General features: G+C 35.7%; 14 protein-coding genes and 1 pseudogene. 5 read left to right on the plus strand and 10 right to left on the minus strand.

Translation table 11 applies throughout. The features are described from left to right. Window positions 1-10 precede the first annotated feature (10 nt). Both MHI39_RS23605 and MHI39_RS23610 read right to left on the minus strand, forming a co-directional pair. Window positions 11-652, minus strand: coding sequence for an amino acid ABC transporter permease (locus MHI39_RS23605; RefSeq protein WP_071977458.1), 642 nt, complete (start codon window positions 650-652; stop codon window positions 11-13). Window positions 653-670: 18 nt separating this feature from the next. Then, on the minus strand, window positions 671-1,489 hold the full coding sequence (locus MHI39_RS23610) for a transporter substrate-binding domain-containing protein (RefSeq protein WP_078111204.1): 819 nt from the start codon (window positions 1,487-1,489) through the stop codon (window positions 671-673). 514 nt (window positions 1,490-2,003) lie between these two features. Between MHI39_RS23610 and MHI39_RS23615 the strand changes: the two genes are divergently transcribed. Together MHI39_RS23615 and MHI39_RS23620 are read left to right on the plus strand one after the other, a co-directional pair. Continuing rightward, entirely contained in the window at window positions 2,004-2,978 is a 975-nt protein-coding gene (locus tag MHI39_RS23615) for a hypothetical protein (RefSeq protein WP_259548227.1), read from the plus strand. 238 nt (window positions 2,979-3,216) lie between these two features. Then, window positions 3,217-3,774 carry a M15 family metallopeptidase gene (locus MHI39_RS23620; RefSeq protein ID WP_342540338.1) on the plus strand — a complete coding sequence of 186 codons (558 nt, stop codon included), beginning with the start codon at window positions 3,217-3,219 and terminating at the stop codon, window positions 3,772-3,774. A gap of 103 nt (window positions 3,775-3,877) precedes the next feature. Here MHI39_RS23620 and MHI39_RS23625 read toward each other — a convergent pair whose 3' ends face one another. The 3 genes from MHI39_RS23625 to MHI39_RS23635 all read right to left on the minus strand — a co-directional run bounded on the left by MHI39_RS23625 (window position 3,878) and on the right by MHI39_RS23635 (window position 8,671). Then, window positions 3,878-6,955, minus strand: a complete 3,078-nt coding sequence (locus MHI39_RS23625) for an MMPL family transporter (protein WP_342540339.1) — start codon at window positions 6,953-6,955, stop codon at window positions 3,878-3,880. A 29-nt stretch (window positions 6,956-6,984) separates the two neighbouring features. After that, complete coding sequence (locus tag MHI39_RS23630; protein ID WP_259548229.1) at window positions 6,985-7,488, minus strand: MarR family transcriptional regulator; 504 nt, start codon at window positions 7,486-7,488, stop codon at window positions 6,985-6,987. A gap of 289 nt (window positions 7,489-7,777) precedes the next feature. Further along, entirely contained in the window at window positions 7,778-8,671 is an 894-nt protein-coding gene (locus tag MHI39_RS23635) for a LysR family transcriptional regulator (RefSeq protein ID WP_259548230.1), read from the minus strand. Window positions 8,672-8,841: 170 nt separating this feature from the next. Between MHI39_RS23635 and MHI39_RS23640 the strand changes: the two genes are divergently transcribed. After that, window positions 8,842-9,930, plus strand: a complete 1,089-nt coding sequence (locus MHI39_RS23640) for an NAD(P)-dependent alcohol dehydrogenase (protein WP_259548231.1) — start codon at window positions 8,842-8,844, stop codon at window positions 9,928-9,930. A 439-nt stretch (window positions 9,931-10,369) separates the two neighbouring features. On the opposite strand, the gene MHI39_RS23645 is transcribed toward MHI39_RS23640, so the two are convergent. Continuing rightward, window positions 10,370-11,410, minus strand: a complete 1,041-nt coding sequence (locus tag MHI39_RS23645) for an NAD(P)-dependent alcohol dehydrogenase (protein WP_280617958.1) — start codon at window positions 11,408-11,410, stop codon at window positions 10,370-10,372. 292 nt (window positions 11,411-11,702) lie between these two features. Between MHI39_RS23645 and MHI39_RS23650 the strand changes: the two genes are divergently transcribed. Next, on the plus strand, window positions 11,703-12,113 hold the full coding sequence (locus MHI39_RS23650; RefSeq protein ID WP_280617959.1) for a MerR family transcriptional regulator: 411 nt from the start codon (window positions 11,703-11,705) through the stop codon (window positions 12,111-12,113). Window positions 12,114-12,208: 95 nt separating this feature from the next. On the opposite strand, the gene MHI39_RS23655 is transcribed toward MHI39_RS23650, so the two are convergent. Continuing rightward, window positions 12,209-12,721: a cysteine hydrolase family protein gene (locus tag MHI39_RS23655; protein WP_280617960.1), complete on the minus strand. Its 513-nt coding sequence runs from the start codon at window positions 12,719-12,721 to the stop codon at window positions 12,209-12,211. Between the two features lie 646 nt (window positions 12,722-13,367). Then, window positions 13,368-14,496 (minus strand): IS3 family transposase gene (locus MHI39_RS23660; RefSeq protein ID WP_152984831.1). Its coding sequence is split into 2 segments (ribosomal slippage): window positions 13,368-14,231 and window positions 14,233-14,496, totalling 1,128 coding nucleotides; the frame shifts between segments, so codons are not numbered across the junction. A 324-nt stretch (window positions 14,497-14,820) separates the two neighbouring features. On the opposite strand from MHI39_RS23660, the gene MHI39_RS23665 reads away from it, so the two are divergent. Then, a complete protein-coding gene (locus MHI39_RS23665; protein ID WP_342540340.1) occupies window positions 14,821-15,921 on the plus strand; it encodes a site-2 protease family protein in 1,101 nt (366 codons plus the stop codon). A gap of 163 nt (window positions 15,922-16,084) precedes the next feature. Here MHI39_RS23665 and MHI39_RS23670 read toward each other — a convergent pair whose 3' ends face one another. Further along, complete coding sequence (locus MHI39_RS23670) at window positions 16,085-16,585, minus strand: DUF1456 family protein (RefSeq protein ID WP_071977453.1); 501 nt, start codon at window positions 16,583-16,585, stop codon at window positions 16,085-16,087. 432 nt (window positions 16,586-17,017) lie between these two features. Next, window positions 17,018-17,401, minus strand: a pseudogene (locus MHI39_RS23675) (DUF4256 domain-containing protein); the annotation flags it as partial. Window positions 17,402-17,493: the final 92 nt, after the last annotated feature.

The following is a 17,493-nucleotide window of genomic DNA, read 5'->3' on the forward strand; positions in this document are numbered from 1 at the left end:
TTTCACCACCTTAATATACAGATAACCGTTTTTCAATTTTATTTAATATAAATGAAAAGAATGTACTCATCACCCAATACATAATTCCAATGGCCAAGTAAAATGGCATATAAGCGTAATATTGAGCGACTAATAATTGTGCAGAACGCATCAATTCTGTTACGGCAATGACAGAAACGAGCGAAGTTTCTTTTAACATTCCTATAAAGGTGTTACCCAGGGGCGGAATGGCGTAGCGGATCGCTTGCGGAATGACAATTCGCCGCATGGCTTGACCAGCTGTCATTCCTGTTGCCAATGCAGCCTCTGTTTGGCCATTTGGCACCGATTGTATCGCGCCACGGAATGCTTCAGAAACATAAGCACCAATATTAATACTTAGTGCAATATAAGCAGCCGTTAATGCATCTAATTCTATTCCATAATCCACTAATCCATAATAAACAATTACTATCTGTACAAGCGGAGGTGTACCGCGAATGATTGACACATACGCTCTTGCGATCATACGTAGAACGCGATTGCCCTTAATTCGAGCAATCGCGGTTAACAAGCCAATGATTAAACCGAAGAACATAGAAACCACTGTAATAAGTAATGTGTAATATGCACCCTTCAATAAGAAAGAAAAATTATCAATTACCAAATCCATTGTAGTTACCTACCTTCATTATTCTGCTGGTGGTTCTTCTCCAAACCATTTAACAAAGATTTCTTTATACTTGCCATCTTTTTTCATCTCAGCAAGAGCATCATTTAACGCATCAACTAATTCAGTATTGCCTTTTTTCACTGCAACAGCAGCCTTATCAGCTTTAATTGCATCTCCGACAGCTTTTATTTTATAACCATTTTCCTCAACGATTGGTTTTAACGCATATACGTTATTAATCGTTGCATCAATACGCCCAGCATCTAAATCTTTTAACGTTGTTATTACATCATCATAAGTATTAATTTTAAAGTTTCCTACTTTTGGCATTAAATCATTTCGTAAATAGGCTTCATCATTTGTACCAAGACCAACACCTATTGTTTTTCCTTTAAAATCATCAGATGATTTAATCTTTGTATTTGATTCTTTAACAATCACTTTTACTTCATTTGTAATATAGGGTTTCGTAAAATCGATTTGCTTTTGTCGTTCTGGAGTGATGGTTACCTGACTAACTAACATGTCAAATTTCCCCTTCTGTAGTCCAGGTATTAACCCTGAAAAATCTTGTGCGACAAATTTAGCTTTTACCCCAAGACGTTTTGCTAGTTCCTTCGCAATATCTACATCGAAACCATCATATTCTTTTTTGTCGTTCATATAATTATACGGTGCGTACGTTCCCATAATTCCCACCGTTAATTCACCATTTTTTTGTATCGTTTTAAGTGCGTTTTCTTCACTTTTTTTCGTTTTATTATCATTATTACCACATGCAGCTAAAACAAGTACTGCTAAAGCGATTATTGAAAAAAACAATTTTGTCTTCTTCATGTTGTCTCCTCCTTCTATAGATGCGAAATAAGTTGAAAAATTCAAAGTGCCCTTACTAGTAGTGACAATATTTGAGAAATGGTTTTGAATAACCACAGAATAAAGCAATTTTACGAAATCAACTCTTTAAAATTTGTCTATTTAAATCCATCTCTTTCTTACATTGACCTCACTTAGAATATTCACGCTTCATAAATCCTATAAGATTACTAGACATTAGTCAAACATTTTGTCTTGCTTTTTTCATCCGTTTTTATCTGTTACATTTCTTAAAAAGTCACTTAAAAATAGGTTACCGAATATGTTCATTATTTCCTGATATAACTAAAATTATGATGTACTGGTAAGAATCGATAAAAATTAGGCTAATTATTGCAATACGCCTTTGTTCATATGCCTATTTGATAATCTGCCAACGCCTTATCATCAGTAGCCTACCTTTAGGTGCATTTTTTGAAACTTTTCCAGTTTGTGAACGTATAAAAATTGAGGATGAAAAAAGGGGGAATAGCTTATGCCAATCCTATTAGTAGCTATTATTTTAGTCATATTTCTTATTTTTATGATTGCTTCCACTAAAACAAAGAATAAATTAAACATAAAAGATCGAGCTATTCCAGATAATCTCGGGATTCAAACAGATACATTGCTGCCCATTGTTCAAGAATTAGATAGAACCCTATCGAGTTCATATACATCAAATGTAAAAGCACGATTTTTGAAGGAACATCCAAAAGTTAGAGATTATGAGTTTGATTGGTTTCTTTTTGAATTAAAACGCTTTTTTATTATGAATAGCTTATTAAAGTCAGTCCCGATGTTTAGCCCGCGTGTGGATGATATTTGGCATGAAATGCTTATGTTTACTAGAGAATATGAAAAATTCTCAAAGGATTATTATAAGGAAGTTTTGCATCATACGCCAAATATGGAGGTAACTCCGATTCCGGGTGAGAGAGGCTTTTTTGATTGGGTGTATTTAAGCATATTTGAATCAACTCCTAACAGCAGAGCGATTTGGGGAGGATTTCTTAAAAATCCAATTAAGCAGGAAATTATTGATGATTTTAAAAGCTTATCAGAAAACGAATTATTAAATAAGTATTTTCGTCAAGGGCATGATTGGCTCAATAATAAATTGGAATTAATAAGAAAATTTAAAAGTGAAATTTTGTTATCCGAACAGATGATGGAAACAAATAGAAAACCTACACCTTTATCACATTCATCATCTGAGTCGCAAATATTTCATTTAGCAGTAGGTGCAGCCATTTTTTACTCGTTATATGATTCACATTCTTTTCAAAACAGTATGGATGAAATATTGCCAGACGAGTATTATAAAGTAGCAACCACTACAGGCACAGGAGCTACTTGTTCTGGTTTTTCTTGTAGTAGTTCTTCTGATAGTTGTCATTCAGGAGGAGACTCTGGAGGGGATTCCGGAGGTTCTAGTTGCTCTAGTTGTGGTAGTGGGTGCAGTAGTTAATATAGTAAAAATTCTGTAGAAACTGTCCTTCGTATTTTGAATGACAGTTTTTACTCATTCCTTGTATCAAATAATTTATTAACTTATTTTATGAGTAAATTTCAGCAAAGGAATTTAACACCAGATTTACAAACTTTTTATTAGATTTCCTATTTGATTTCCTTCAAAAACCATGAAACAATTTAATTAATATTTTCGTCATCATCATAGTATTGCGATCAAGAAAGGAATAGTAAGATTGAAAAAACGGTTAAAAAGATTTTGGCTTGTCATTCTTCTTCTGTTCATTTGCTTCCTTTATATTCAATCTCTATATAATGAGCATAAAAATCAATCCAATTCAATCTCGACTAAAACAATAGAGGCAACTGGACTTAATCCACTTGTAAAAGAGAAAACGAATCAATTAATCCAGCAAGCTGCAAAAATAGGAATTACGGTTATTATTACAGATGATTTCCGGAGCTCTAAAGATCAAGACCAGCTTTATGAAAAAGGAAGAACGGTGAGTGGAAATATTGTCACCAATGCAAAGGGTGGAGAGTCCTATCATAATTACGGTCTTGCCGTTGATTTTGCACTAAAAACTCCTACAGGAGATGTTATTTGGGACATGGAGTATGATGGGAATAAAAATGGTCGATCAGATTGGTACGAGGTTGTAGACTTAGCAAAAGCTTTAGGATTTTCTTGGGGTGGAGATTGGGCTCAATTTAAAGATTATCCGCACCTACAAATGGATTTTGGCTTAAGCATTAATGATTTACAGAATGGCGAAAAACCTGATGAGACTTAATTATATCAAAGAAAAGGATGACTTCTTTCACTAATTAAAAAGAAGTCATCCTTTTTTTAAGTTTCATATAAAAGTATTTTTGTCCCCTAGTTAGTAACCTACACTATTTTTCCTCAAAGCTTAAGCGCTCATCTTTTTTTCTAGAAACGACATTTGCTAAAGTTTCCGGTAAGGCCATTAATGCAGGGACAAAAATAGGTAGTAAAATAAAGCAAAGTACGATTAAACCTGTAATAACAGCAATGGCTAATTCCGATAAAAGGACGATTCCTGCAGGCATAAGTGTCGCAAACGTACCACCCAGGATAATAACTGCTGATATAATGACACCACCCGTATGCTTGGAAGCCAATACAATTGCCTCTTTAGGTGAAAGATCCGGGTATTCCTTAAAGCGCATCATCAAGAAGATACTATAATCTACTCCTAAGGAAACAATAATGATGAAGGAGAAGAATGGAACGAAAGAAGACAATCCTTCATATCCTAGTACATCTAAGAAAATATAGTTTACGATAAACATAGCTGCATAATATGCACCAACAAGGGATGCTGTTATGAAAACTGGTGTCCAGAAAGATCTTATAACAAAAAATAAAACAAGCAATACTCCAGCGATGACAATAATCGTTGTTTTATTTAAGTCTCTAGACAATACATCATTCATATCCTTAGTTGTCGCACTTGATCCAGCTGTTCCATGCTTAGCATCTGAAAGTACTGTACCTTTTAATCCATTTGAAATTGTTGTATTGATGCTTTTAACTGTTGTTAAAGCTTCATTCGAATAAGGGTCATCACTCAAAACGATGGTCATCTTAGTGATTTTTCGATCTTTAGACATAAAAGCATCTAATGATTGTTTGAATTCGTCATTTGTCAACGCTTCTTTTGGGATAAAGAAGTTCTTATTCGTATTAAGTTGAGCTAAGTAACCATTTGTTTGACCAATTCCATCAGATATTTGTTCTAATCCACCGTTCACATCCGATAATTGGTCTCCAAACGCACCAAATCCATTAAGACCAGCCGCAAGCTGCTCTTGACCAGTTTTCATCTGGCCAAGCCCCTCATTTACACTATTCATATTTGTAACAATGGTGTCAATTCCTGAGGATGCTTTGCCAAGTCCTTCTTTAAGTTTCTTCAAGCCGTCTGCCATTTGGTTTAATCCACCTGACATGCTAGCAAGATTTTTATTTGCAGTACCAAAACCAGCTGTCACTGCATTATAATTTTCATTTAATGCTTGAATGCTCTCTGGTGTAATTTGGCTTAAGGTTGTTGCTAACTGGTTTATTGTTTGCTTTAACGCTTGAAAGTTTGCATCGTTATTCGAATTCGTATAACTGCTTCCAAGGGCATCTGTCATCGATTGCATTTGAGTAATGGCACTTTTCACACCAAGAAGTGCCTGAGCTGCCTCTTGATAATGAGCACCCATTTCCTTATAACCCGCCTGCATCTTATTATAATTATCAGCTAATAATGCTACTCCATGACTCATCTTCGTGAGATTTGTTTCAATCGCAGCAATACCATTACTTATTGTTTGTGGATTATTCGACTTATCATCTATCCCTGCCTGGATTTTTTTTAATCCACTTGTTAAGGCAGTCATACCGTCCTGAAGCTTCGCGGTACCATCAACCATCTTGTTAACATCAGTAAAGTCAGCAGATCCAAGCTTTTCCTGTGCTTGCTTCATTCCATCATGGATTTGATCTACCCCATCTTTTGTTTGGGATAAACCATCTGTTACAGTTGCCATTTGACTATCGACATAAAAATCATCAATTTTTTCCCCAAGAGGCTGTGTGACCGAAGAAACCTGCTTCACTCCCTTTATACTCTTAAGTCGTTCTGTTATGTTATCAATGACGGCAAGAGACTCATTATTATCAAGGGCATGATCATTTTCAATAACGACGGTAGCCGGCATGGACTGCCCTTTACCAAAATGATCTGAAACCAAATTAATGGCTTTAGAAGAAGGATATTTATTTCCAAGTTCACCAACCGTATCAAAGTTAAGCTTTTCCTGATGGAAATACATCATTGGCCCTATAATTAAAAGAATGATCACTGTAATAATAATAGGGTGCTTGGTCGCAAGGGATGATGATTTTCCCCAAAACTTGTTTTCTTTATGCCCACCAACATTTTTAGATGGCCAGAATATTTTCTTGCCTAATACCTTCATAATAAAAGGAGTTAGCGTCAAAATTTCAAGTAATAGAACACTTACACCGATAACGACTACAACACCAGATTGATAGATTGGCGATTCGGAAAAAACAAGAGCTAGGAATGCGATAAATACAGTGAGTATACTATAAGCAATTGTTTTTCCTGCCGTTTTATACGTATTTACTATTGCGTCATCAATCGAATGACCATGTGATAGTTCTTCCTTGAACCGATTAAATAGAAGGATATTATAATCCGTGCCGATCCCAAAGAGAATAAGCACAAGAAGCATCTGAGTAAGGCTGGTTATTGGAAATCCTGCTTTATCTATTAATTGAGCAGCAATCCCCATCGAACAAAGATAGGAAAAGGCTACCGCCACAAGAGATATCAGCGGGGTAACAACTGATCTAAATGCAAGAATAAGTACAACTAAAATAAAGATAACAGTTAATGCCGCACTCTTCTCTACACCTGACTGGGTCGCTTTCAAATAATCATTATTGATAAAGTCTTCCCCGCTTAAATAGTATGTAACAGGTACTTTATCTAACTTTTCTTCAAATTGCTTTTTAATATCATCAATTTCTCTGCCTTTTTTATCAAGCTTATAGCTCACCATGACAGTTGTACCATCTTTGGAAACTAATGAGCTTTTCGCATCAGGCATACTGAAGGGATCAATCATGTTTGTGATCCCAAGTTCCGAGCTGCTATCACTAAGTGATTTAACTACATCCCCGATTCCTTTCATTTCATCATTGGAAATTTTATTTTTATCATAAAATACAATTAGGTTATCCGTACCCTTTGTGGTATCCATTTTTTTTAATATACTACTTGCTATGACAGATGGACTGTCTTTACTTGTACCTTCTTGGCCCTTTTGCCGTAGAATAGCATTTACATCTGGCTGAATGACAGTAAGCACTATCGTTGCAATAAGCCAGATTGCAAAAATTGCCCAACGGCCCTTTATTATTCTTCTCACATTGTGCCCTCCAAATTCCATTCAAATGTTTACTTGTCTTGTTTGTCTTTACCGGAGAAGAACAAAACATTAAAGAATTCATAATTATCCATTCCCTCCGCTACCATGTTTTCTTTAACAGCGGAAACTAATAATTTCATTCCCTTCTCCACAATCTCCTGATCATTTGGACTTAAACGATCTAATACACCAACTAATGACTGATTTGTAATTTCTGATATACTCTCATCGATATCTTCAGCGAGTCTAGCAGACAAGGAAATATCTACTATACGTTTATCCTTCCGATTCGGCATTTTTACTAGAAACCCTTTAGAAATTAGTCTTTCAACAATATCCGAAACAGTACTTTGCGTCATTTTTAAGTTTTGAGAGAGTTGTTTAATACTAACCGTTTTATGTGAATACACTTCACCGATCACCTTTACTTGGGGAATCGTAACCCCGTGGTCCTCTGCTTTCTTCTGCAGACTTTTCATCGTATAACGATGTAAAAAGTCAATAGATTCCCCAATAAATTCAGCTCTATTCAATATTTCTCCCCCCTTCTCTAAATAAATCGCACACGATACATCGTATACGATTTATATTATTTGGATGGACTTTTTTTGTCAATGAAAAAGAAAGGCATAATATTTAGTAAAAAGAATTTAAATGACGGTAACAGCAACTTCAATTAAAAAAACTCGCCATTTCAAGACGAGTTTTTCCATTTGTGTATATTTAGTGTCCTTCATATAATGCTTCACTTTTATTATGTGTATAACCCAGAAAATGTTTATCTTTCAGCCGCGCTCCCTTTAAATAAGCGACGTTGCCCATTCAGCTATTCCCCTTATTGATTTCTTCGAATTCTTGAATCATATGCTTACGAAACTGCTTCGCAACATATGAGTAATTTCTAGTCTTCATCCATGCAAATCCGACCATTTGATAGCAGTCTGGATTTCTGATTTTGATCCGTTTCGTATTTTTTAAGTTTTCCTCTAGAAATGAATACTGCGGGTAAAAGGTAATCCCTTCCCCTTCATTTACCATCTGAAGAACAATAGAAAGCTCTGTCCCCTCAAAGATAATGTTCGGTTCAAAACCAGCATCATGGCAACATGTTTCAATCATATTCGTAGCAGTTGAACCAGATTTATAGCTAATAAAACGCTCATGTCTAGCTTGTTTTAGGTCGATTTCATCAAACATTGCCAACGGATGATTAAGTGGAACTATTAATTCAAGTTGCTCTTTTAAGACAGGTAACCAAATAATATCTGGTCCAGTGATAGGACTATTCGAGATACATAATTCAATTTCGCCTGTTATTAATCTTTCTTTTGCCACTGAGTCTGGCAAAATCGATTGATGTATTTTTACGTTAGGACGCTTAAGATAAAAGCTTTTAAAGACATGCGGCAAAATTTTTGAACTCATTACACTGACTGTTACTCGATCCTCTGTAATATTTGCGAGGTTCTGTATTTGTGACCGTGCATTATCAAGTCCTACTAAAGCTTCTTTTGCTGCTTTAGCAAAAATTTCACCATAGGCATTTAATTTTATTTTACGCCCCTGTCTATCAAATAAAGGTACACCGAGATCTTCTTCCAAACGGGCAATCGTCTTACTTAATGATGATTGAGATACATTTAATTCAAGCGCTGCCTGCGACATATGTTCAATTCTAGCTACAGTTAAAAAATATTGTAATTGTAATAATTGCATGAAAACACCTTCTAGTCTCTTATTGACATAAAGGAATCTATTCATTCCTTAAGAAATATTGTACCTATTTTTAAATCGGAATACGATAGAGGTGAATTTACAATAATTATCATTTTTAAAAAGGAAACATAGGAAGGTATATCTATTATTGATTGAAAGGGGTTTTTTTGATGAAAATAAATGCAGCAGTGACTCATGGACAAGGTCAAGATTTTGTTTTAGAAGAAGTTGAACTTGCTGAACCAAAGGCAAATGAAGTATTAGTAAAAATTGTAGCTACTGGCGTTTGTCATACAGATGCCGTTGCACGTGATGCAGCAATCGCACCACTTCCAGCTGTTTTAGGCCATGAAGGAGCAGGAATAGTAGAAAAAGTGGGTGAAAATGTTGCAGATCTTGAACCCGGTGACCATGTGGTTCTCTCATTTGCTCACTGTGGTCATTGTCATAATTGTTTAACCGGACATCCAACAGCCTGTGAAACATTTAATGAGCTTAATTTTGGCGGTATAAACGATGACCATACACATCGTTTATCACAAAATGGGAAAGAATTATCAACATTCTTTGGACAATCTTCATTCGGTACTTTCGCCATTTCACATGAACGCAATGTAGTAAAAGTTGATAAAGAGGTAGATTTAGCTTTATTAGGACCTTTAGGCTGTGGCATCCAAACAGGAGCAGGTACCGTTCTCAACAAACTTCAACCAACATTTGGTACTTCTATTGCCATTTTCGGTACTGGAGCTGTTGGTTTAAGTGCAATCATGGCAGCAAAAATTGTAGGATGCAAAAATATCATCGCTATTGATGTACATGATAATCGACTTGAACTCGCCAAAGAACTAGGTGCTACGCATACTCTAAATGGAACAAAAGTGAATGTTGTAAACGAAATTAAAGCAATTACAAATGGCGGTACAGAATTTTCAATTGATACAACTGGTGTTCCTCCAGTCGTACGTCAATCCTTACATTCATTACGTCCATTAGGTATTGCAGCAATCGTCGGTGTAACACCTGAAATGAGCATTGATGTTCACAATGATTTAATGGCTGAAGGTAAAACCATGATGGGTGTTATTGAAGGAGATGCAGTCGCAAAAATCTTTATCCCACAACTTGTAGATTATTATAAAAGAGGACTATTCCCATTCGATAAGTTAGTGAAATTCTATGACTTCGATCAAATCAATGAAGCTTTTGCCGCATCTAAATCTGGTGAGGTTATTAAGCCGATATTAAAAATTCAATAAAAATGAATGTATCGTCGGTATTGGAACGATGTTGTACAAGAAATGGCGCGGATTCTTATCCGGGTCATTTTTTTGAGTATCTCCGCAACATATCTATTTTGCTGCGTTTCTTTTAATCCTCTTTTAGGGAACTGTAATAGCTGAAAGTAAAGGAAAAGATGCTGTTTGATTGCAATATGTAGTTATTACATTATCAATCTTTTTTAAATGATAGAGAAAACGATAAAAAATGGAGCACAGCAACTTTATGTTTTTATAGCTGTTGTTTAAGAACGTACACCTTTCATTACACAGAGAAAAGATCAGCAAAATTTATGAGACCAAAAAGAAAAAGCGTTTCAGAACCATCCCTTTTTGTTATTTCAAAAAAAAGGATGTCCCAAAAGTAAGACCTGTAGGACATCCTTAACTCGCCATCCAAAACCATTATTCACCAATCTCACATTGTGCTAATGTCAATTACGAATCGATATTTGACATCTGAAGCTAATACTCGTTCATAGGCTTCATCAATTTGGTCAGCTGAAATCACCTCAATTTTTGGAGTAATGTTATGTTTTGCACAGAATTCTAACATTTCCTGAGTCTCACGAATACCTCCAATCATGGAGCCAGCATATGAACGACGATGACTGATTAAATTTATTACACTTAATGACACCGGTTCTGCAGGAGCACCAACGTTTACCAAAGTACCATCAAGTGTAAGAAGCCCTAGATAGGCATCCAGATCAATCTTTGCGCTTACCGTATTAATGATTAAGTCAAAATGTCCGGCAAGTTTCTCAAATGTTTCTGAGTTGCTTGTAGCATAGTAGTTATCTGCGCCTAATTTTAAACCATCCTCTTTTTTCTTCAATGTTTGTGACAAAACGGTAACTTCGGCCCCCATAGCATGTGCAATTTGAACAGCCATGTGACCAAGACCACCCATACCTACAACCGCTACTTTCTTACCAGGACCAGCATTCCAATGATTTAATGGTGAATAGGTCGTAATACCAGCACAAAGTAATGGGGCAGCAACGTCAAGCTCTATATTATCTGGAATTCTCAGGACAAAGTTTTCTGTTACTACAATATGAGTAGAATAGCCGCCTTGAGTTGGCTCTCCATATTTGTCAACAGCTGCATAGGTATCCGTTTTTCCATTGAGACAGTACTGTTCTTCTCCATGAAGACAGTTCTCACATTCACCACAGGAATCAACCATACACCCGACCCCTACTCGGTCACCTATTTTATATTTTGTAACATTAGGACCTATAGCAGTAACCACTCCTGCAATCTCATGTCCAGGAACTAGGGGATAATTCACTGGACCCCACTCTCCGTGAGCAGTATGGATGTCAGAATGGCATATCCCTGCATATTTAATTTCAATAAGAACATCATGCGAATCAAGATCGCGACGTTTAATTTCAGCCGGTCGAAACGGTTTATCCGGACCATCAACAGCTCGTGCTTTAGCAGTTATCATAAATAAACCTCCTGTAATCATTTTTTCATAAGAATGAGTTACTCAGGGATAAACAAGGACCAAGTTTTTCTTCTCCTCCATTCATGTCTATCCCTACTTTTTTCTCTTACAAATCAATGTTAATACCTATAGTTAACTCGAGGTCAAGTGATTAATATATATTTTAACTTCACGACTATCTATTTGATTTTACTTTGCTAGGTAACTTTGACATTGAGAAAATAGCTTGATAGAATTCTCTTTCAATAATAGAGTTAACTCGAGGTCTACTTATTAAGAAGGGGTGATTAGAATGAAGACATATTCTATCAGTGAAGTTGCAAAAAAATTGAATCTTACCGTATACACTTTACGTTACTATGATAAAGAAGGACTTCTCCCTTTTGTAGAACGTACCCCTAGCGGAATACGATTGTTCAAAGAATCAGATATCGATGCTTTAAAAGTTATTGAATGTCTGAAATCAACGGGGATGCCTATTAAGGAAATTAAGAACTTCATTGATTGGTGTTCTGACGGGGATTCCACCTTGCAACAAAGATATGACATGTTTATTGAAAGAAAGGCTAGTGTAGAGGCACAGATGGAAGAGCTAAAGAAAACAATGGAACTCATAGAGCATAAATGTTCCTATTACAAGACTGCATTGGATGCTGGAACAGAAGATATTCATAAAAAGAATAAAATAGAGATTCCCCATTAGTACAAGCAGCCTGTATTCATAATTGATTTTATGTATACAGGTGGTCTATTTATATCGTTTTCTACCTTTTACGTCGTTTTATATCATCGTTCATTCTAAGATTCATCTCCTATTAATTTTAAAAATCGATGATTCCATATATTTTCATAAAAATCAATCGTCTCTTTTGCAGACATAAATGGATTATTCAAAGTAGAGGTTGCTTTTTGTACCATGAAGTTTTCGTATCCCAATCCATGAGCAAATTTAATCGTAGCATCCATACAGTATTCTGTTTGGGCACCACAAAATTCAATACGCTGTACAGCTAATTGGTCTAAAAGATTTTTTAAGTTTGTTTTGTAAAAGGAATTTGCATGTATTTTTCTAATAAAAAAATCTTGTTCCTGAACATCTAGATTAGCATGAATATCCCACGGTTCTTCTTCAGGCACTAATTCTTCATCACAGTGTTGAACAAAAATGATTGGTTTATGCAATTCTCGATATAAGGCAATTCTATTATTTACTTTAGTGATTAGATTATCTAAATCAAATAAGTGATCTCCACTGTAACATACGCCATTCTGCAAATCGATGACGATTAATACATCTGCACAAGTCTCCATTATTTGTCCCTCTTTCATTTTGCAATATGTTAATAATTCTTATGGATGTATTATACACTCTTATCTAACAACGAATTACAGTAAAATATAAAAAATTAAAAATACTCATATACTATAAAAAGGTTACATGAATACTCAAATTCATATCATCTTTTTATCTTTGTTAAAGAACTTTATTATTTGTACAAAGCTAAAGAATCATCGCTTTATTTGATTGAAAAAAGTTTAGGAGTGAATCCCAGTAATCTATAAAAATGGTTTAAAGTTGTTTTAGTAGGGATTTACCATCTAATTTCTCCACATCCACAAAATGAAGGTGTCTTCTATAGTAAAACAAAATACGTAAGATAGATATAAAGTGATCTAAGCGTTATGCACTTGCTGCTTTACGCTCCTGAATTTTAAAGTGGACCCCTTCGTCAAGACACTAATTTAAATTTTTTAAGGTGGGTCAGAATCCATTATGGATATCTGCTTTATAGGAGCTAGAGGTGCTCACTGGGGCTAGGGGGGTGGTAGGTGCACATTTTTTTGCGAGTGATTCATCCTACTCTATTTTTCCTTCTCAGGGGAGGTTCTGTCAAGGGCGAGCGGAGCGAGGGCTAGCCATACCCTTGACAGGTTCTTCCCTGAGAAGTATCATCCCTTATGGATGAATCACTCCGAGGCCATAAACGGAGGCGGGGGGTTTATAGCCAATCGATTGGTGAGGGCGTTCATAGTTATAGAAGTGGATAAAATTGTTAATCTCTTTCCTTGCTTCTCTTGGACTCTCGTAATCTTTTAAGTAAACCTCCTCATATTTAATCGTTCTCCATAACCTCTCTGTAACAATATTATCAAGGGCTCTTCCTTTGCCGTCCATGCTAATTCGGATGTCCTTATCCAGCAGTAATCCGGTATATTGGGGACTGGTAAAATGGCTACCCTGATCACTATTTAAGATCTCTGGCTGTCCTACCGACAGAGCCCGTTTCACTGCCTCCAAGACAAAGTCAATCTCTAGTGTTTGGTCTAGCTCCCAGCTAACGACAAAGCGAGAATACCAGTCTATCAGAGCTACAAGATACATCCAGCCTCGTTGGAGGCGAATGTAGGTAATATCGATTCCCCAGACGTGGTTAGGGTGGCTAATGGCCAAATTTCTAAGAAGATACGGATAGATCCGGTGCTCAAGATTGCGTTTACTAAGGTTAGGGCCGGGAGAAATCCCTGCAATGCCCATTTCCCGCATATGACGTTGTACAGCCTTGCGATTAATATTTATTCCATTGTTGTTTAGAACAACAGTAATTCGCCTAGACCCAAAATAGGGATGCTTGGTATAAATTTCATCAATCTTGTGCTTGATAAATATTTCCTCAGGAGAAGGCTCGACTGGCTTATAATACAAGCTAGTACGATTGAGCCCAAGCAGCTGAGCCTGGGTAGTGATTGGCAGCTCTTTATCATCCCAATCAATCATTTGAATACGCTCGGCCCTACTCCTTGATTCCAGATTTTTTTTTAAGCCACGACAATTGCGTGGTTAAACGGCCAACCTCAGCGTAGAGGTTTTCAATTTGATTTTCATATTCCGCCTTCATTTGATCCGCTTTTTTATTTTCTTTAGCGAAGATCGAAGGCATTTGATCAAGAAATGCATTCCTCCATTGTCTAATTTGATTGACGTGAATTCCATGAGATGAAGCGATTTCATTCATGGTCTTTTCTTCCTTTAGGACCTCTAGCACGATTTGAGCTTTAAACTCTGGTGTGTATCGATTTCTTTTCATAAACCTACTTTAACATCTCCTCATTTCGTGTCTAGTTTCTTGGGTCCATTATATTTTATGTAATTTTTCATAGCAAATCACTTCAACTATGACATGAAACTTTATACGTAGAAATAATATAGGGATGAAGAAATGAAACAGTTTTTGCACTTATTTTTAGGGACAACTTTGGGTTCCAATGTTAATGTGACTTAATCAAAATAAATGACCAAACACTCGTGTGTAACTGTGCTCTAGGTGATTTCAAATGGTTCCTTTTATAATATACTTACATTAATTTTAGCTTCATTTTTCAATCGTCGAAAATGCTAAGGGGATGGTTATTTGAGGAAAACGAATATAACGAGAAGTAAGAAAACCTCTTTAGGGATATTTATTGCAATAGGGGCCTTTTTACTTGGTAAAATAAAGTATGTTTTAATCGTTTTTAAATTCTTAAAACTCCAGACACTCATAAGCATGTTTATTTATTTAGGTACCTATGCTCTTTTTTTTGGCTGGAAGTTCGCAGTTGCGCTAGTCTATTTATTGTTTGTTCACGAAATGGGGCATTTGTATGCTGCTAAAAAGATTAAACTTCCTGTCAGCCCTGCCCTATTTATTCCTTTTGTTGGAGCCGTTATTGGTTTGAAGGAAATGCCTAAAAATGCAAAGGATGAAGGATTTGTTGCATATATGGGGCCTTTTTTTGGACTATTATCCTTTTTACCTGCCATTCCCTTGTATTATTTTACACATGAACCATTCTGGGCTCTTCTGATAATTTTGGGAGCGATGATCAATTTATTTAATCTTATCCCAATTACCCCTTTGGATGGCGGGAGAATTGCTGCAGGAATTAGTACGAAACTATGGGGGTTAGGTATCATCCTATTATTAGCTTTTTCAATGCTGAATCGTAGTGCTATAGGATTTTTAATTGTCATCTTAGGAGGAACAGAGTGGTACAAATTATATAAAAAACAAAAAAGTTTACATAACGATAAAATGGAAGTCCAAGAACTTGAACACTTGGTCGTAAAAATAAAGAATGGATCAAACGATTTAGATTTCATTCAAGAAGTTACTGACAAAGCAAAACAGAAAGTCACAAACCAAGAAATCACTAAAATATTAAATACACTAAATACAGAAATTGAAAAAATGAAAAAAGATATATATCTTCAACAATTATCGGGTACCCTAGTATTAAATGAAGAACACCATCATCCAAATCAACAGGTCGTTGAACGTACTCTCAACAGCTTAGAGGAAAAATTACTAGACTTTAAAAAAGAAATACAGACAACGGAGAGCTACTATAAAACTAACAAAAAAACGAAGATTCAATTACTTTTAATTTATATTGGACTTATCATTGCACTGGCTACTAGCTATTATTATAGCCAAGAAATACTTATGAACTATCCAGAAATACAATTATAATAAAAAATTAAAATCAAAACATCATTTAAAGGTGCCTGTCCCACGGTAAATTTTTTCACCATAGGGATCAAGCACCTTAACTATGTTTCTTTTGTTTTCCTTGTTGGGACTATAATTTTTCTGTCCGAATCTATCCTGTCAACCTGTATAGTTCACAATAGCATTATCCCCTAAATTTAATCGCAAGTCCTTTTAAGAAGTTTCTAGCGAAATTATCTCCACACTCCTTATAATTCTTATGCCCCTCTTTTCTTAATAAAGCTCCTAGTTCACCTTTTGATACCCGTAATCCTGCATATTTAAAAATATCTAGTATATCATCCGTCGTTAAAGACAATGCTATTTTGACTTTCTTTAAAAGAAGATTATTCACATTTCCACTTGTCTTTAAGGGAGATTCTGCTGGATTAGGTTGTCCAGGCTTCGGCTCTTGCTTCCCTCTTTTATAAATAATAAGACCATTTAAAAAAGAATCTAACATACTGTGCGTACATTTAATTTGATCTTCATTCTCGTATTCATCTTCATCGTATGTCTTTGTAAGTATCTTGACCACTTCAGGTACTGATACCTCCACGCCACCAAGCTTAAATATCTCTGCCATCTCTTTATTTTTTATTTCTAATGCATATCTCAAACGAATCAATATATCGTTATTATCCATTAATTAAACCTCCTATTTTTTCAATTTATGCTTATAAAAGAAAAGCACCTACTCTGAATTGCTAAAATCTCAACTTACCTACATTATTCGGTTAAAGCTATATTGTCTGTGGTACCTCTTTTTTATATTAGTTCCCAACAATAATTATTAACTATAAGGTAAAGAATTTTGTAATCACAGTTTCTCCCTAAAATTATACTATTTATTCCATGCCCGACACATCAATAATCGGGCTAAAGGTGTTGAGTCCACAAAAAAAGAAGCAGGTTTACGATAAAGAAAATGACCTGCTACCTACTTTGTTCCAACTGTTAATAGAAAGAAAATGATACATTTTGATTGGAGCCTTCTATTTTTTAGTTTAGTCCTATTCTTGCTACCACTTCACATGAGATATAAACTTACCTATGCCCCAATGGTTTCACCCAAAAATCAAACCATTAGCGAGCCACGAAAACCTCTTGAAGCATAATAGGATTCTGCCCCATTATGGTACAAAAAGACAGTGTCGTAACGACGATCACAAAAGACAGCACCACCTAGGTCTCTAATATTAGCAGGTGTTTTCACCCAGCTCGAAGTTTTAGTATCAAAAGCTCCCAGTTTCTGCAGCTCCCGATATTGTTCCTCCGTTAAAATCTCAATACCCAGGTCTGCAGCCATATCCATAGCGTTATTTTTCGGTTTATGCTCTTTCCTTGATTCCAGAGCCTTACGATCATAACAAACACTTCTGCGGCCTTTAGGACTTTGCTCGGAACAATCATAAAAAATGTATACATCCCCCTTTTTATCATATTTGATAACATCTGGTTTAAAGTGGACCCCTTCGTCAAGACACTAATTTAAATTTTTTAAGGTGGGTCAGAATCCATTATGGATATCTGCTTTATAGGAGCTAGAGGTGC

Source organism: Heyndrickxia sp. FSL K6-6286, from assembly GCF_038630395.1.
In the GTDB taxonomy this organism is placed as follows: domain Bacteria; phylum Bacillota; class Bacilli; order Bacillales; family Bacillaceae_C; genus Heyndrickxia; species Heyndrickxia oleronia.